General features: G+C 44.8%; 12 protein-coding genes. 6 read left to right on the forward strand and 6 right to left on the reverse strand.

What is annotated here, in order from left to right:
* Positions 1-13: 13 nt before the first annotated feature.
* The gene (locus ACFQZR_RS03320) at positions 14-1,192 is read right to left on the reverse strand and encodes an acetoin utilization protein AcuC (protein WP_379342837.1); all 1,179 of its coding nucleotides are present in this window, start codon (positions 1,190-1,192) and stop codon (positions 14-16) included.
* Between the two features lie 37 nt (positions 1,193-1,229).
* Complete coding sequence (locus ACFQZR_RS03325; protein ID WP_379342839.1) at positions 1,230-1,862, reverse strand: GNAT family N-acetyltransferase; 633 nt, start codon at positions 1,860-1,862, stop codon at positions 1,230-1,232.
* A 294-nt stretch (positions 1,863-2,156) separates the two neighbouring features.
* Between ACFQZR_RS03325 and acsA the strand changes: the two genes are divergently transcribed.
* From acsA to ACFQZR_RS03345, 4 genes are all read left to right on the forward strand, one after another.
* Complete coding sequence (gene acsA / locus ACFQZR_RS03330; RefSeq protein ID WP_379342842.1) at positions 2,157-3,881, forward strand: acetate--CoA ligase; 1,725 nt, start codon at positions 2,157-2,159, stop codon at positions 3,879-3,881.
* A gap of 234 nt (positions 3,882-4,115) precedes the next feature.
* Positions 4,116-5,519, forward strand: a complete 1,404-nt coding sequence (locus tag ACFQZR_RS03335) for an extracellular solute-binding protein (protein WP_379342844.1) — start codon at positions 4,116-4,118, stop codon at positions 5,517-5,519.
* A 131-nt stretch (positions 5,520-5,650) separates the two neighbouring features.
* Positions 5,651-6,544, forward strand: coding sequence for a carbohydrate ABC transporter permease (locus tag ACFQZR_RS03340; protein ID WP_379343785.1), 894 nt, complete (start codon positions 5,651-5,653; stop codon positions 6,542-6,544).
* Between the two features lie 145 nt (positions 6,545-6,689).
* Positions 6,690-7,538: a carbohydrate ABC transporter permease gene (locus ACFQZR_RS03345; RefSeq protein WP_379342846.1), complete on the forward strand. Its 849-nt coding sequence runs from the start codon at positions 6,690-6,692 to the stop codon at positions 7,536-7,538.
* 44 nt (positions 7,539-7,582) lie between these two features.
* Here ACFQZR_RS03345 and ACFQZR_RS03350 read toward each other — a convergent pair whose 3' ends face one another.
* Positions 7,583-8,449, reverse strand: a complete 867-nt coding sequence (locus tag ACFQZR_RS03350) for a MerR family transcriptional regulator (RefSeq protein WP_379342848.1) — start codon at positions 8,447-8,449, stop codon at positions 7,583-7,585.
* Between the two features lie 89 nt (positions 8,450-8,538).
* On the opposite strand from ACFQZR_RS03350, the gene ACFQZR_RS03355 reads away from it, so the two are divergent.
* Complete coding sequence (locus ACFQZR_RS03355; RefSeq protein ID WP_379342850.1) at positions 8,539-9,189, forward strand: GNAT family N-acetyltransferase; 651 nt, start codon at positions 8,539-8,541, stop codon at positions 9,187-9,189.
* Between the two features lie 62 nt (positions 9,190-9,251).
* On the opposite strand, the gene ACFQZR_RS03360 is transcribed toward ACFQZR_RS03355, so the two are convergent.
* On the reverse strand, positions 9,252-10,553 hold the full coding sequence (locus ACFQZR_RS03360) for a hemolysin family protein (RefSeq protein ID WP_379342852.1): 1,302 nt from the start codon (positions 10,551-10,553) through the stop codon (positions 9,252-9,254).
* A 285-nt stretch (positions 10,554-10,838) separates the two neighbouring features.
* On the opposite strand from ACFQZR_RS03360, the gene ACFQZR_RS03365 reads away from it, so the two are divergent.
* The gene (locus ACFQZR_RS03365; protein WP_379342854.1) at positions 10,839-11,591 is read left to right on the forward strand and encodes a DUF1836 domain-containing protein; all 753 of its coding nucleotides are present in this window, start codon (positions 10,839-10,841) and stop codon (positions 11,589-11,591) included.
* 49 nt (positions 11,592-11,640) lie between these two features.
* Here ACFQZR_RS03365 and ACFQZR_RS03370 read toward each other — a convergent pair whose 3' ends face one another.
* The gene (locus ACFQZR_RS03370) at positions 11,641-14,787 is read right to left on the reverse strand and encodes a transglycosylase domain-containing protein (RefSeq protein WP_379342856.1); all 3,147 of its coding nucleotides are present in this window, start codon (positions 14,785-14,787) and stop codon (positions 11,641-11,643) included.
* 149 nt (positions 14,788-14,936) lie between these two features.
* Positions 14,937-15,536 (reverse strand): 30S ribosomal protein S4, encoded by a 600-nt coding sequence (gene rpsD / locus ACFQZR_RS03375; RefSeq protein ID WP_379342858.1) that lies wholly within the window; start codon positions 15,534-15,536, stop codon positions 14,937-14,939.
* Positions 15,537-15,539 lie beyond the last annotated feature (3 nt).

Genomic DNA, 15,539 nt, shown 5'->3' on the forward strand with positions numbered 1-15,539 from the left:
TGCATATGTCGATTTATGGGATATATTGCAGCGCGATCTCATTTGTCTTACGATTTTGAATTGAAATTTCCGAACGCCTCGGCATCGGTTCCCATTTGGTTAGGTCATCTAACCAGGTTGTTGGAATCGGGACCGGGGCTTTTTGCTGCCATCGTGCCACCCAACTTTCTGGTAGGGGCATCAATGGATCCTGCTGTAATTGGGATAGGAGAGGATGGTCGATCATTTCTAACCATAAGAGACTCCATGCCCGTGGGACAACGCGCCAAATGTCGTAACCACCGCCGCCGAATGCCGTCCAGCGTCCGTCGCAGTATTGATGCGCCAATCGATGGATGATTGCAGGCATTTCCTGATAAATTCGCATGCTGCAGTGTTGATGCGAGAGGGGGTCATAGGCATGCGCATCGCATCCATGTTGGCTGACAATGATGTCAGGCTTGAACATGGCGGTTACACGCGAAATAGACTCCCGGAAGCAATCGAGCCACGACTCATCTTCGGTATAGGGTTCCAGCGGAATATTGAAGCACGTTCCATAACCATCGGACTCGCCGCGTTCCGTAACAAAGCCTGTACCAGGGAATAAATATTTGCCTGTCTCATGAATTGAGTATGTACAGACATTCGGATCGGTATAGAACGACCATTGCACCCCGTCCCCATGATGTACATCCGTATCGATATAGAGGACGCGTGCATTATAATGTTCACGCAGATAAGCAATGGCAACCGAAGCATCATTATAGACACAGAAGCCTGAACCGCGGTTCGATAGAGCATGATGCAGACCGCCCCCCAGATGCAGTGTATGCCTGCTTTTACCGGACATGACGTGGTCAACCGCTGTAATCGATCCTCCGACGATGGTTGAGGTTACTTCATGCATTAGCGGGAAAAAGGGTGTATCTTCGCTTGTGAACCCGAAGAGGTTAGCTTGCGCAAGCCACATCGGCTCGGGATTGGGACTGCTTAATCCCTTGACGGAATGAAGATATGCGGGTTGATGAATCGTGAGCAGCTCGTCCTCCGTTGCGGTTCGCGGTACGATAATATGCTCTGGCGAGAGCGCTTTAATTTCGGTCAGCAGGTCATAGGTGAGTTCCAGTCGTTGCTGGTTAAACGGATGATCATCATTGAAACGATACTTTAATTCATCTTCATGATGGATGAACATAGCATTGATTAACATGCGATTGTGGTACCTCCTACCTTTGCCCACTAGCGAATTAGTACATAAATCGTTGTTGAAACCGTACACGATCGAACTGCTGCTCGGAGAGAAGTGGTACGTCTTTGCCGATACGGACCATGAGACAGTTGGCAGGATGGGAACAAATTTCTGGATCGTCAGTCGCATACCAGATCATGCCGACAGATTCCATCAATTTCTCCATCATTTTGCGGTAATCCCATACAATGAGTTTGCTGCCTTCCAGATCCCAGTGCCAATAATACTCGGTTGTGAACACAATATAATTTTCCATCTGATCTTCTTCAAATGCGGTCTGAATCATCTTTTTGCCTAGTCCATAAGAGCGGTAATCATTCGCGACTTCAACGGCGCCAAGCTCGACTAAATCCTGCATGTTCCCCTGAGACCAGCGCTCCATCTCATCAGCATAATGGAACGTGACATAGCCCACAATGGTATTCTCATGCCGTGCGATAATGATGCGTCCTTCCGGTAAATCCGCAATTTCGATCAGCGCTTCGTGTTGATCCTTCGGCCTTCGGAAGGCGTCAAGATCCGGGTGCATATCCAGCGTTCGCAGCACTTCAGGGCGAACGGGGCCTTCAATAATAAGCACCAGCTCTTGATGCTGCTGAATATGTGCATGATAGATCTTCCGATGTTCCACGGATTCAACTCCTTTCCTCATCTCCTCTCACTTATATCATGGAAACGAATCTTTGAAAAGGAATAGGCGAATGAACAGAGGTATGCTATAATGAGATTTGCCATAAATTATACAAATTTATCTTCTTGACATCACGAACTGCATACGTTGTAACATCGTTCATCTCGCAAGTTAGCAGCCTTTGGTACTCAGAGTATAGCGCATCTCATATTTTATGAGACTTGTAAGCGCTGTCGCTAACATTGCAGAGAAACTATATTTATTCTTACTGAGATATTATGGGAGGATGAAACAATGGGAAACGTGCAAGGTGAAATTATCGAGGCTGTAGCATCAACATCGAACATGGGCAAGTATGAAGACATGTACAGTCAATTTAAGTGGGAAGAGATCGAGAAGAACTTCTCCTGGTACACGACAGGACAAGTAAATATGGCATATGAGGCAATCGACCGTCACGTCGAGCAAGGTCTCGGTGACAAAGTTGCGCTCTATTATAGCGATGCAACGCGCGATGAGCAGTATACATTCGCAGATATGAAAACGAAATCGAATCAATTCGCGAATGTGCTCCGTAAGTACGGAATTCAACGTGGGGAGCGCGTGTTTATCTTTATGCCGCGTACACCTGAACTGTATTTCAGTTTGCTTGGTTCGCTCAAAGTTGGCGCTGTGGTGGGGCCGCTGTTCGAAGCCTTTATGGAGACGGCAGTCAAAGATCGTCTCGAAGATAGCGGCGCGGTAGCTGTTGTGACGACACCAGCACTTCTGGGACGCGTTCCAAGAGAGCAGCTACCTGATCTGAAGCATGTGATTCTGGTAGGATCAGATGTTCAAGCAGGGGAAGGCGAAATTGATTTCTATGCTGAAATGGCAGAGGCTTCGGATGAGGCAGAGATCGAATGGCTAGGACGTGAAGACGGCCTGATTATTCACTATACCTCTGGTTCTACGGGTAGACCGAAGGGTGTATTCCATGTACAGAATGCGATGATGCAGCATTATTTCACGGGTAAAGTCGTGCTTGATCTCCAAGCCGATGATATATATTGGTGTACCGCTGACCCAGGGTGGGTAACGGGAACATCTTACGGGATTTTTGCACCATGGTTGAATGGCGCGACGAATGTCATTCGTGGTGGCCGCTTCAGTCCACAGGATTGGTACAATACGATTCAGAAATATAAAATTACGGTTTGGTACAGTGCGCCGACGGCGTTCCGGATGTTAATGGGTGCAGGCGATGACATCATTTCGCAATTTGATTTATCAAGCTTGCGTCATGTCCTGTCGGTTGGTGAGCCGCTTAATCCCGAGGTTGTTCGTTGGGGCATGAAAGTGTATAACCAACGGATTCATGATACGTGGTGGATGACCGAGACCGGTGGACAGCTTATCTGTAACTATCCAGGGATGACGATCAAGCCGGGTTCGATGGGACGTCCAATTCCAGGTGTGGGCGCTGCGATTATTGATGATAGCGGGAATGTGCTTCCTCCGTATCGTATGGGGAATTTGGCGATCAAGACGCCATGGCCATCGATGATGCGTCAGATCTGGAATAACCCAGCGAAATATTCGGAGTATTTCCGGCTTGAGGGCTGGTATGTCTCAGGGGATTCGGCCTATATGGATGAGGACGGATACTTCTGGTTCCAAGGACGCGTCGACGACGTGATTAATACGTCAGGGGAACGTGTAGGGCCTTTCGAAGTGGAGAGCAAGCTGGTCGAACATCCTGCGGTCGCAGAGGCTGGGGTTATCGGCAAGCCGGATCCAATGCGTGGTGAGGTGATCAAGGCGTTCATCTCGCTTCGTGAAGGCTTCGAACCATCGGAAGAGCTGAAGGCGGATATCGCGAAATTTGTCAAAGAAGGTCTTTCGGCGCATGCAGCACCGCGTGAGATCGAATTCAAGGATAAATTGCCGAAGACGCGTTCGGGTAAAATTATGCGTCGGGTATTGAAGGCGTGGGAGTTGAACTTGCCGACAGGTGATCTATCCACGATCGAAGATTAAATATGATTTAACTTGTCAATGCAACGAATGACTTAATTAGAAATTTTTGTATTGACAAATTTATGAACTAAGATATATATTTTTTATAACAAAATATTTACAACCATAACATGTTACCTATAAAGGGCATTCGTTATGAAGCAGATAAGTCAGATGCTTCTATACGTATGCCCTTTTTTGTGCGGATTGGATTGTATTATTTTGTAATTACTAGCAAAAGAGAGGGGTTATCGAGTGCAAAAGAAATGGGGCAAATCAATTACATTACTTCTCATCACGGCACTATTACTCATGCTAGCAGCAGGATGCGGCGCGAAGAAGGAAGAGACCAAAACGGAGCCGACGACAACGACTGAGACCAAGACGGAGACCAAGACAGAACCGACTACCGAAACAAAAACAGAACCAACAACGGAGGCAGCTGGCCCTGAATTAGAAGGGGACTTCGAGCTTCAATATTTTGTCGGGGGCTATGGCGATGCGTTCTGGAAAGAAGCCATTGCGGAGTTCGCTAAGAAATATCCGAAGTTAAAAATTAAAGAGTCGGCAGGACCGAAAATTAACGATCAAATGAAACCGCGTTGGATTCAAGGAAGTCCACCAGACTTCGTATATATTGATGGTGCAGGATCCAATGCGACACAAATGGTGAAAGATGATCAGTTGCTTGACCTAACGGATTGGTTAGAGACAGCAAAGAATGAAGACGGCAAGTTGATTAAGGATCTGTTGATCATGCAACCGGTGAAATATGATGGTAAAGTTGCACCAATTCCATTCGTATTCGGAACATGGGGCATTTTCTATGATAAAGCCGAATTTAAGAAAAATGGCTGGAATGAGCCGAAGAACTGGGATGAGTTCTTAGCTGTATCCAAGCAAATTCAAGAATCCAAGAAAATGTATCCGTTCATTCACACGGGTAAATATCCATACTATATCAACGGTGGTCTAGTGGATACAGCTATCCTCGTGAATAACAATTATGATACGTCCATCTTCGACAAAATGCAGGCGCTTGAAGCAGGCGTGTTCAAATCCGATGCGGTTAAGAAAGCATTGGATCAAGTGAAGCAGTTGGTTGACGCGAAATACATCGACCCTGCTTCGGCAGCGATTAACCACACCGATTCCCAATCCTTGTTCTTGCAGCACAAAGATGCGTTCATCCCGAACGGTCTATGGGTAGAGAACGAAATGAAAAAAGACGTACCAGCAGGTTTTGAGTTCGGATTCATACCATCGGTTACGCAACCAGCTGGCGGTAAATTTGTAGCGATTCCATACACATCGACAATCGGTGTTGCGAAGAAAGCAAAAAATCCTGAAGCAGCAAAAGCGTTCATGCAATTTATCTTAACAGAGAAATATGCAGTACGTTGGGCTGAGCTTACAGGCGCATTGGATAATATCAAAGCTGACTTGAGCCAATCCAAAGATGTTAGCAGCTTGTCCAAACAAGCGAGCAGCTTCTATAACTCCCCAGACACGATCGTTGCTCCTTACATCGAATTGAATGCTGACGTAGATAAAGTGAAACAAGATTCTACACAAGCTCTTGCAAACGGCAAAATCACTCCAGAAGAGTGGATGGACCGGATGGAAGCTGCAGCAGAGAAATCCCGCGGTAAGAAGTAATATCCATCAAACGTCATGAGGGCAGTCCCCTCATGACGTTTATTAACTAAGAGTAGACCTATGGGGTGATAACCGTGAATCAAGCTCCATCGATTGGCCAAGCCGTGGGAAAGCCCGCAGCAGGTAAGGGGATGAATTGGAAAACAAAGCGTAAGCTGTTTATCTTCGTATTCACAGTACCTACACTATTGTTCTTCTGTTTATTTATGATCTATCCGATTATTCAAGGCTTATATGTCAGTTTCTTTGACTGGTCTGGTGGTTCGGAGACCAAAGATTTCATTGGATTTGATAATTATAAGGAAATGCTGAATGACCCGATCATAGGGCATGCAATCTATAACGATTACTTTCTCGTCTTCTGGAAGGTGATTGGAATCGTTGGCTTAGGGACCTTTTTTGCGGTGGCTGTAACAAGATTGCGCTTGAAGGGTGCGGGCTTCTTCCGTCAAGTATTCTTTATTCCGAATATCTTATCGGTCGTCGTCATCGGTGTTCTGTGGAATTATATTTATAACCCGAGTATCGGATTTCTGAACTCATTCTTGTCTTTATTTACAGAGAATAAAGTTGAGATTTCTTATCTTGGGGATGAAGCGTATGCGATGTGGTCCTTGCTGCCGCCAGCGATTTGGGCAGGGGTAGGATTTGTTATGGTTCTGATAGTCGCATCCATTCTGAACATTCCCACTGAGTTATACGAGGCGGCGAACTTGGATGGTGCTTCCCAATGGCAGCAATTCACGCGGATTACAATGCCGCTAACGTGGGAACAGATCAAAGTGTCCATTCTGTGGGTGGTCATGACGACTTTGAATGGTTCTTTCGTTATTGTCTGGATTATGACAGAAGGCGGTCCGGATAATGCGACTCAAGTTATGGGTTCCTATTTGTATCAGATGGGCTTCAGACAGTTCCATATGGGCTATGCATCGGCAATTGGCGCACTAATCCTGATACTTTCGCTGATTACGACACTGGCTCTGCAGCGCATTATGCGCCGCGACACGCATGAGATGAGTTAAATGATTGGAGTTAATGCTTACGAAGTGAGTTTTCGCTCTGCGAAAACTCGGCTTATGCTTACGATGTGAGTTTTCGCTCTGAGAAAACTAAGCTTATGCTTACGATGTGAGTTTTTCCTTTGGAAAAACTTTTAGGAGGACGCCTATGCACAAAAAAACGCTCGGTTCTTCAATCCTTAGCGCAATCATCTATGTGATCATGATTCTATGGGCGCTCTGCGTATTGTATCCTTTGGTATGGTCTGTATTTGGCTCGCTCAAAGATAATCAGCAGTTCTTACTCAAGATGCCTTGGAGCCTACCGGAATGGCCCTTGCTATGGGAGAACTTCGCGAATGTATGGACCAATTACAATGTTGGAACATACTTCATGAACTCGCTTATTGTTACGATTGTGAGTACGGTGCTAGCTTTGCTGTTATCGTCGACCACGGCTTATGTCATTGCACGTTTCCGATTTAAGGGGAGTCAGGCGCTTTATAATTTGTATCTCGCTTCGATGATGATTCCGTTGATTTTAGGGTTAATCCCTTTATTTTTCCTTTTAACTGATCTTCATCTAAGCAATACGTTATTCGGACTGATTCTGGTCTACACGGCGATGAACGTATCTTTCGGGGTATTCGTACTCGTAGGTTTCTTCAAGACGCTGCCTAAAGAGTTAGATGAATCCGCTTCAATTGACGGATCATCAGACTACGGGGTATTCTTCCGAATCATGTTGCCATTAGCGAGACCAGGCTTAATCTCTGTAGGAATTATGAACGTGCTGAACATCTGGAATGAATACGTGATGGGTACGGTCCTCGTGAACGATCCATCAAAGTACACGCTGCCGATCGGCATTGCTGTAATGCAGGCGGAGATGCAGTACCGGACCGAATGGGGCCCGTTGTTCGCAGGCTTGCTCTTATCGATCATTCCAGTTTTAGTTGTTTATTTCATATTCCAGCGACAAATTACGAGCGGTATGGTAGCAGGTGCGGTTAAGTAATCTCTGTCATGGAGCTCGTACTTCAACAGAAAAAGACGTTCAAATCACTTTTGATTTGAACGTCTTTTTTGTGTGTTGGTCATAGATTCGGTTGATATCTGTATGGAAATTTTGGTGATATAGTCATTTTCATCCGATGTTGTTGACTCATCGATAATACTTTGTTCATAAGAATATCCGATTAATGAGAGATTATTTTGCTTCGCATAGGTGATGATTTTTGAGTAGGTTCGGTCTAACGCGTCCCAACCGCCTTTGTTATAGGCCGTCAAATAAAGACCTTCAGGTTTGATGAAGATATGCGGATAATCGGATTCCTGATCTAGCTGGGTGTAGACATATTCATAATTAAATATTTCACCTTGAACAATATCATCGAATCGAGACATACTGCTGATCGATATCCCATCGTAGAGGTCGTACGCTCTGCAATTTTCCATATATGTATAAAGGATGCGCTGGACGTCTTTTTCCTCTTTTAAGTAGATGGATTCACTCAAAGCCAAATATTCTTCTGCCCGTGGAATGATTTCAATGGAATCAATATAAGAATCTTTATTTTCAACTAGGGACGAGATTTTTTTGGTTAATAACTGATCTATTCTCTCGAGAACTCGCATCTGATCATTTACTTTGGATTTCTGCTCTACTAACAGGGAGATCAATTCATCAGGAGACCGGTTTTCCATATAGGCTTTAATATCTTTGACGGATATATCAAGTTCACGCAGGGCAAGAATGACAAGCAACAGTTCGCTTTGCTCGTAAGCATAATAGCGGTATTCATGATTGTCCTTAAACTGAGGCTTGAACAATCCAATGTCATCGTAATACATTAGTGTCCGTTTATTGATGTGATGAAGTTTGGCAAATTCTCCGGTTGTGAAATGATTTTTAGGAAGTTGGTCCATAAATCCCTCTCTTGACTATACAGTTACTGTATACCTTATTGTAGGGTCAGGTAGAAGTCATGTCAAATAAGATAGGGAGAGGGAGAAAGATGATTGAATATCGATCCATGCGCGAGCAAGATGTACCATCTTTAATGGGATTGTGCAGTACGGTATGGGAGTTTGAGAGGGACTGCTCAGATGACAAGATTCTGCAGCATATAGAGGAAGTTTTTCTGTACCTAGCGATGGCTTCTGGTAGTTTCTCAACGGTAGCGGTACGAAACGGAGAGCCTGTCGGAGTTATTATCGGTCGTCATAAGAGTAAATATCAGCTCTACTCAAATTTGAAATATGGGAAAATGTTAATACCTCCGGCTCTAAAGTTATTATTATCAAGCGAAGGCCGAGCTTTCATTCGATCTATCTTGGCGGCAGACAGACTTCAGCAGCGCATGTTAAAAAATGCACGATCGAACAATTATGACGGGGAGCTTGTCTTGCTCGTGACACATCCGGATGTACAGGGTAGGGGAGTTGGCAAGCAGCTGTTGCATTCGTTCATTTCGTATATGAAGAAGAATCGAGCTTCGAATTTTTATTTGTTCACGAATACAAAATGCAATTATCCCTTCTATGACCGACAAGGTTTTCATTGTGTAGAGAAGCAACACGTTGAGATTCAACCAGGTATCGCTCAAACCAATTTTATGTATGAACTTCAACAATTGCCAGACGATGAGATGTGGCAGGATGCTTAATAAAAGCGATTAAAGCCCTCTCATCTTCATCTCGAAGGTAAGAGGGCTTTGCGTATGATACTTTATTGAGATGCTTCCGCGTCTATTTTTTTCACTTCGACCCTGCGAATTCGGTGTTTATCCGCTTTCTTGATCGTAAATAGGAAGTCTCCATAACGCCATTCTCCGCCGCGGGATAAATCGGGATGCTGCTCGAAGAGCCATCCACTAATCGTATCGACATGCTCACTCTCGAAATGCGTGTTCAGGATGTCATTGACTTGGGAGAGTGGGACCATCCCATCTAGGATATAATGGTCATCATTAATCTTCTCGACAGGCGCTTGCTCATCCGCATCGAATTCGTCACGAATCTCACCGACAATTTCCTCTAAAATATCCTCGATCGTAATCATACCGGAAGTACCGCCGTATTCGTCAATGAGTACCGCGATATGTGTACGTTCTTGCTGCATACGTTTGAGCAAGGTTTTGATCGGGATCGCTTCGGATACCGTCAGTACGTTATGAATTAATGGCTTGATGTTCGTATCGTCGCAGAGATCTTTATTTACAATGAACTGCTTCGTGTGAATCATGCCGATAATATGGTCTTTACTTCCAGAGATAACGGGAAAACGTGTATACTGTTCGCGTTGTATAATCTTAAGATTCTCTTCCATCGACTGATCTGCATCGAGACAGATCATATCGGTCCGGGGAACCATAATCTCACGGGCTAATAGATTGTCAAAAGCAAAGATTTTGCTGACATAGCCATATTCCGTTGTATTAATTTTACCGCTCTCGTAGCTCTCATTCAAAATAATCTGAAGCTCTTGTTCGGAATGGGCTTCATCATGCTCCTTCGCGGGTGCCAGTCCGAATAGACGGACGATAGCGTTCGCAGATCCATTGAACAACCAGATGAGCGGGTACATGATTTTATAGAAGTAAATAATCGGACGAGCGGTAAGTAAACTGATCGTCTCCGCTTTACGAATGGCAAATGTTTTAGGTGCCAACTCACCAAGCACAACGTGCAGGTAGGTTACTAACAGAAACGCGATAATAAAAGAGATGATGGACGCTGCACGATCTGCAATTCCTAGTTGTTCGAATAGGGGATGCAGTAGTTGCTCGACCGTTGGCTCTCCTAACCACCCGAGGCCAAGGGCGGTAATGGTAATACCGAGCTGACAGGCGGATAAGTAACCATCAAGATTGGAAGTCACAATTTTGACAGCCATTGCATTCTTACGGCCTTCTAACACCAGTTGATCGACTCGGCTGGGCCGCAACTTAATCATTGCAAACTCAGTAGCAACGAAGAAAGCTGTTGCGATGATTAGTAATGCGACAAGAAATAGATTGAGAATAGGCATTAGATTCTCTAAAGTCTCCTTATGGCTTTATTTTATTTAATATGAGTTCTTATGAACTTATACTATGAACTAATTATAGGAGTAATATTCAATAATATCAAAGTCGATTTCGAATGTATTTCATCGTAATCCGTTCATTTTAGGGGGTTACATCCAGGGAATAGCATCGAATCGCTTATTTATGCTCGCTTTGACAATCAGAAGCGAAAGTCTTAAGATAAGTTCAAATGAACTTATTGCGAAAAGGGGATCTCCATGGAGATTTTTACGATAACACGATACCAAATGTCTGAGTTGCTCAGCGGTATAGCCTATACAGGTTCCAAATCACCGTTAGTGATCTTGCAGCAAGCTTGGGCCAAGACACATGCTGCTGTGAAGACGAGCGGCAAGATGCTCGGCGCCTTCGTTGAAACCTCGTTGCCGCCTATTTTTGAGAAATTAATCAAGATGACTGCACGCAGCACAGGATTTTCACTAAATGAAATTATCGCGCTAGGTAATCAGATTGAATACTCTCACTATTCGATTACGTCCGTACAGAATTGGGTGAAGCGAGATTTTAAAGACCTTATCAGTGTACCAGACCATGGAAAAAAGTATTCCATTGATCAAGCGGCACTTATTTTTATGATTGATGATCTAAAGGCTACACTTGATTTTGATTCTATCCGTAAACTGCTTACGATTGTATTTGGCCAAGGGGAAGCAGGGAACACGCGTCGTCCCGTAAGCCCTTTGCAGATCTATACGGCATATACATCGATTTTTGAGCAATTGGATAAAAATAATGACCAAGTTTTAGATTTATCCGGACATGAGAGCGGGAAGAGGAATCAAGATCATATTTTGGAACATTTAATTAAGCAGAAGGCAGATGAATATGCTGCGGGACTGAATGGAATTTCGGAGAAGGAGAGGGAAGCGATAAGTAACTTGGTATTCATCACGATGTTGTCTGTCCAGACTTCTTATTTTCAATCGATGGCCAAACGATTCTTTAACGCAACCTTATTCCTTCAGCATATGACACCGTAACGCGGAAATAAAAACGCCCAGCGCACGATTTGTGCACTAGGCGTTTTATTTATTCTTTGTAGTACGCAGCAGATGAAGGTGAGGATTCCCCCGCATCATTGACTGCAGTTACACGGTAATAGCCAGTAAGGCCAGTACCGATGTATTCGAAATGCGACTCTGGCGAAGAAGCGAGAAGGGTGAAGTTCCCATCTTTCTTATCGCTGTAGTAAATTCGATATTCTTTGACAGAGGATTTGGAATTGTTCTGCCAAGTTAATTCAAGGCCCATATTCGATGACTTTGCTTTTAGTTTACTAGGCTTGGACGGTGTTCCTGACTGCTCATTATCTTTTGGATTCGTGGTCTCGCCACTCGTATTCCCTGTTGGATCGGTTGTGCTTGGGTCCGTTCCAACGGATGATCCAGGATCTGTCGTCCCTGGATCTGGTGTGACCGGAATGCCTGGAAGGTTCGAACTGCCTCCATTGGCAGATACGATAGAGCTTGGTGCAGATTCTTTGCCTGCAACATCAACAGCCGTCACATAATAACTATATCCATTACTGCCGGATACGAAGTTCGAGAATCGAGCAGGTTGCCCTGTTAACACCGGTGTAGAAGTCACTTGATATCCTCCGCCGTTCATCGAACGGTATAGGCGATAGCCAACAACGTCAGCTTCACTATTCGGAGTAAAGGTGATAATCGCTTTCCCGCCGGAATTCTGAAGCTGCACATTTTGCGGTGCTCCTGGTGCATGCCCGTCGTCTGATCTCGGATCTGTTTTGGATGGCGCATCAAGATCCGCATCCTGCGGCAGATAGGATTGAATGGATTTCCGGCTGCTGCTCGGCATTCTTGGCAATGCTTTTTGTATTTCCTCGATCAAGTCTTGAATGGACTTCTCTCGCTTGACGACAACCTTTTCTTGCACCATATCTGCAGGGGTCGCGTCTTGCGCGATATAATTGACGCCGTTATATGAAATGATCTTCATACTCGTAATGGCGTCATCTCGCTTGGTCGGGATGAATTTCTTGTTAAAGATATCGGTCACAAGCCGATTCGCTTGTCGCGTTAAATCCGTAGGAAGCTTACCACTGTAGCCTGACACGGTCATAGATACAATGCCATCTGGCTTCCCGAATGCTTTGGTCTGGAATAATTCCGGCCTGATATCAGTAACTTGATTCATAATCGTCGCCCAGATTTTACGAGCGCGCATTTTCCCGTCACCTGTCAACGTATTGATCTGCTGCTCATAACCCGCCCAGACGCCGAGTGTAATATCAGGTGTGAAGCCCATGAACCACACATCGCCATAGTTTTGTGTCGTACCCGTCTTACCGGCAATTGGAATTTTACCATACTTCTTAAATTCTCCAGTCAATCGACCTGCTGTTCCTGAAGGCCCAGCAATGACCGTACGGAGCATATCCTGCATAATGTATGCCGTCTGCTCGGAGTATACGGTTTGAGGGTTATTCTGATGCTGATAGATGATAGTTCCTTTGGTATCCACAATCTTCTGAATGATATAGGCATCGTTCAGAACGCCTTTGTTCGGGATCGATCCGTAAGCATTCGTGAGCTCCTCAACAGAAACCCCGTACTTCAGACCTCCAATAACGCCTGTTTGCGCATAGTAATCTTCCGGTTGAATGGAAGTGATCCCGAGCTTCTCCACGAAAGCCCATGCCTTCTCGATCCCGACTTTATCCAGGAATACCTTCAAGGCTGGTAAGTTGAGTGATTGGTTTAATGCTTGCCTTGCCGTAACTAAGCCTTTGTAGCGATTATTCGCATTTTTCGGGATATGGAAGCCTTTTGTTCCGTCTTTGAGCACGATCGGTGCATCGTCAAGGATGGTAGCAGGTTGGACTGAGCCATCTTCGATCGCTGGCAGATAGGCTCCAATTGTCTTCATCGCAGAACCAGGCTGACGAAGCATTTGTGTCGCATAGTTCATTTGCTCAACATAGTAGTCACGACCTTCGATCATTCCGAGGATTGCGCCTGTTTTGTGATCGAGCATGACAGCTGCTGTTTGCTCCATCCCTTTTGTTTTGCTGTCCGGAGAGAAATTCTTCGGATCGCTAGCAATTTTACGCATTGCATCGTAGATCTTCTTGTCGATCGTTAGATAAATTTTGTAACCGCTGCGCAGCATTTGCTCACGTGCATCTTGCATGAGCTCCGCATTTTCTTTCTTACGCAAATCCGCAACCGTCAATGATGGGTTCTGTTGAAGCACCAAGGCCTCCGAAGCAGAACGTTCCGCCTCCATCATGAGGTAAGGGTATGTATTATAAGCTTTTTGATTCGGCTTCGCGAGTGAGGCCTTAATATCGAAGCTGAGCGCCTCGTCATATTGTTGTTTTGTAATTTTTGATTCTTCAAGCATACGACGCAGTACGAGCTTTTGGCGTTCGACGGCTCGTTTGAACCCTTTTTCGTTAAATGCGCCTTTACCATTAAATGCAGAGTAAGCACTAGGCAACTGAGGCAGCCCTGCGATATATGCGGCCTGAGCAATATTGATTTTATTAATCTCGAGATTGAATATGCCTTTGGCTGCTGCTTTCACACCGAATAAATTATACCCGGTAGAGCCATTGCCGAATGGGACCTTATTCAAATAAGCCGTTAGAATTTCTTCCTTGGATAAGTAACGCTCTAACCGGATCGCGAGGAAGATTTCTTTGACTTTCCGATTATTCGTACGGTCTAGATTCAGAAATACACGTCGTGCTAATTGCTGTGTGAGAGTACTTCCGCCCGTCTGAACGTCTTCATTCAACACTTTCTGCTTAACGGCCCGAATAACACCGTTAAAATCAATTCCAATATGATGATAGAAATTATTGTCTTCAATGGCTAGCACCGCATCGATCAATGGCTGTGGAATGTCCTTGAGTGCAACTAATCGGCGGTCTTCGTCGGTTCGCAGTTGCCCTACGAGCGTACCGTCGTTAAAATATACGAATCCTGTTTCAGAATTCTCGTGTATCTTCTCATCAATGAGTGCGGCAGATCGAACAGGGTCGTCTTTGACGATCGAAGCTACATAGCCGACAACGGCACTAGCTCCGAATAACCCTAACGTAAATCCGATAAATAAGAACCATTTCGTAATGCTCCAAGCGATTCGTCCACCGGATCTTTTCTTGGCAGCAGGTTTATCGGATTGTGTCTGCAAATTTTCTTCGTCCATGCATTGGCCTCCTTTTAACAGCACTATTATAGCATAAGTGGGGTACCTTTTGGAAAAGAGATCTGTGAAAGGAGAGGGGTAACGACGCAAAAAAGAAGAAAAAAACCCTCGATCCGAGGATCAAGGGTTTCATAATGCAATAATCGATCTTAACGGCTGTAGAACTCGACGATTTGTTTCTCATCGATTTCTTGAGGCAACTCAGCACGCTCTGGCAAACGGATGAATTTACCTTCCATAGCGTTGTCGTTGTACTCAAGGTAACCAGCAAGGTGGTTACGGTTTTCAAGAGCTTCTTTGATCGAAGAAAGACTACGGCTTCTTTCACGAAGGCTGATTACATCGCCAGTGCTAACAAGGTAAGAAGCGATATCTACTTTTTTACCGTTAACTGTGATGTGACCATGGGAAACCAACTGACGTGCGCCTGCACGGGAGTTTGCAAAACCAAGACGATATACAAGGTTGTCCAAACGGCTCTCAAGCAAAGTCATGAAGTTTTCACCGGAAATACCTTGCATTTTGGAAGCTTTGTCGAACAAGTTACGGAATTGTTTTTCGTTCAAACCGTACATGTGACGAAGTTTTTGTTTCTCTTGAAGTTGCATACCGTAGTTGCTAACTTTTTTGCGTTGGCCTGGGCCATGTTGTCCTGGAGGGAAAGGACGTTTCAATTCTTTACCAGTACCGCTCAAGGAAATTCCAAGACGACGGCTTAATTTAAATTTAGGACCTGTGTAACGTGACATGTA

The organism is Paenibacillus sp. GCM10027629 (assembly GCF_042676425.1).
Taxonomy (GTDB): domain Bacteria; phylum Bacillota; class Bacilli; order Paenibacillales; family Paenibacillaceae; genus Paenibacillus_K; species Paenibacillus_K terrigena.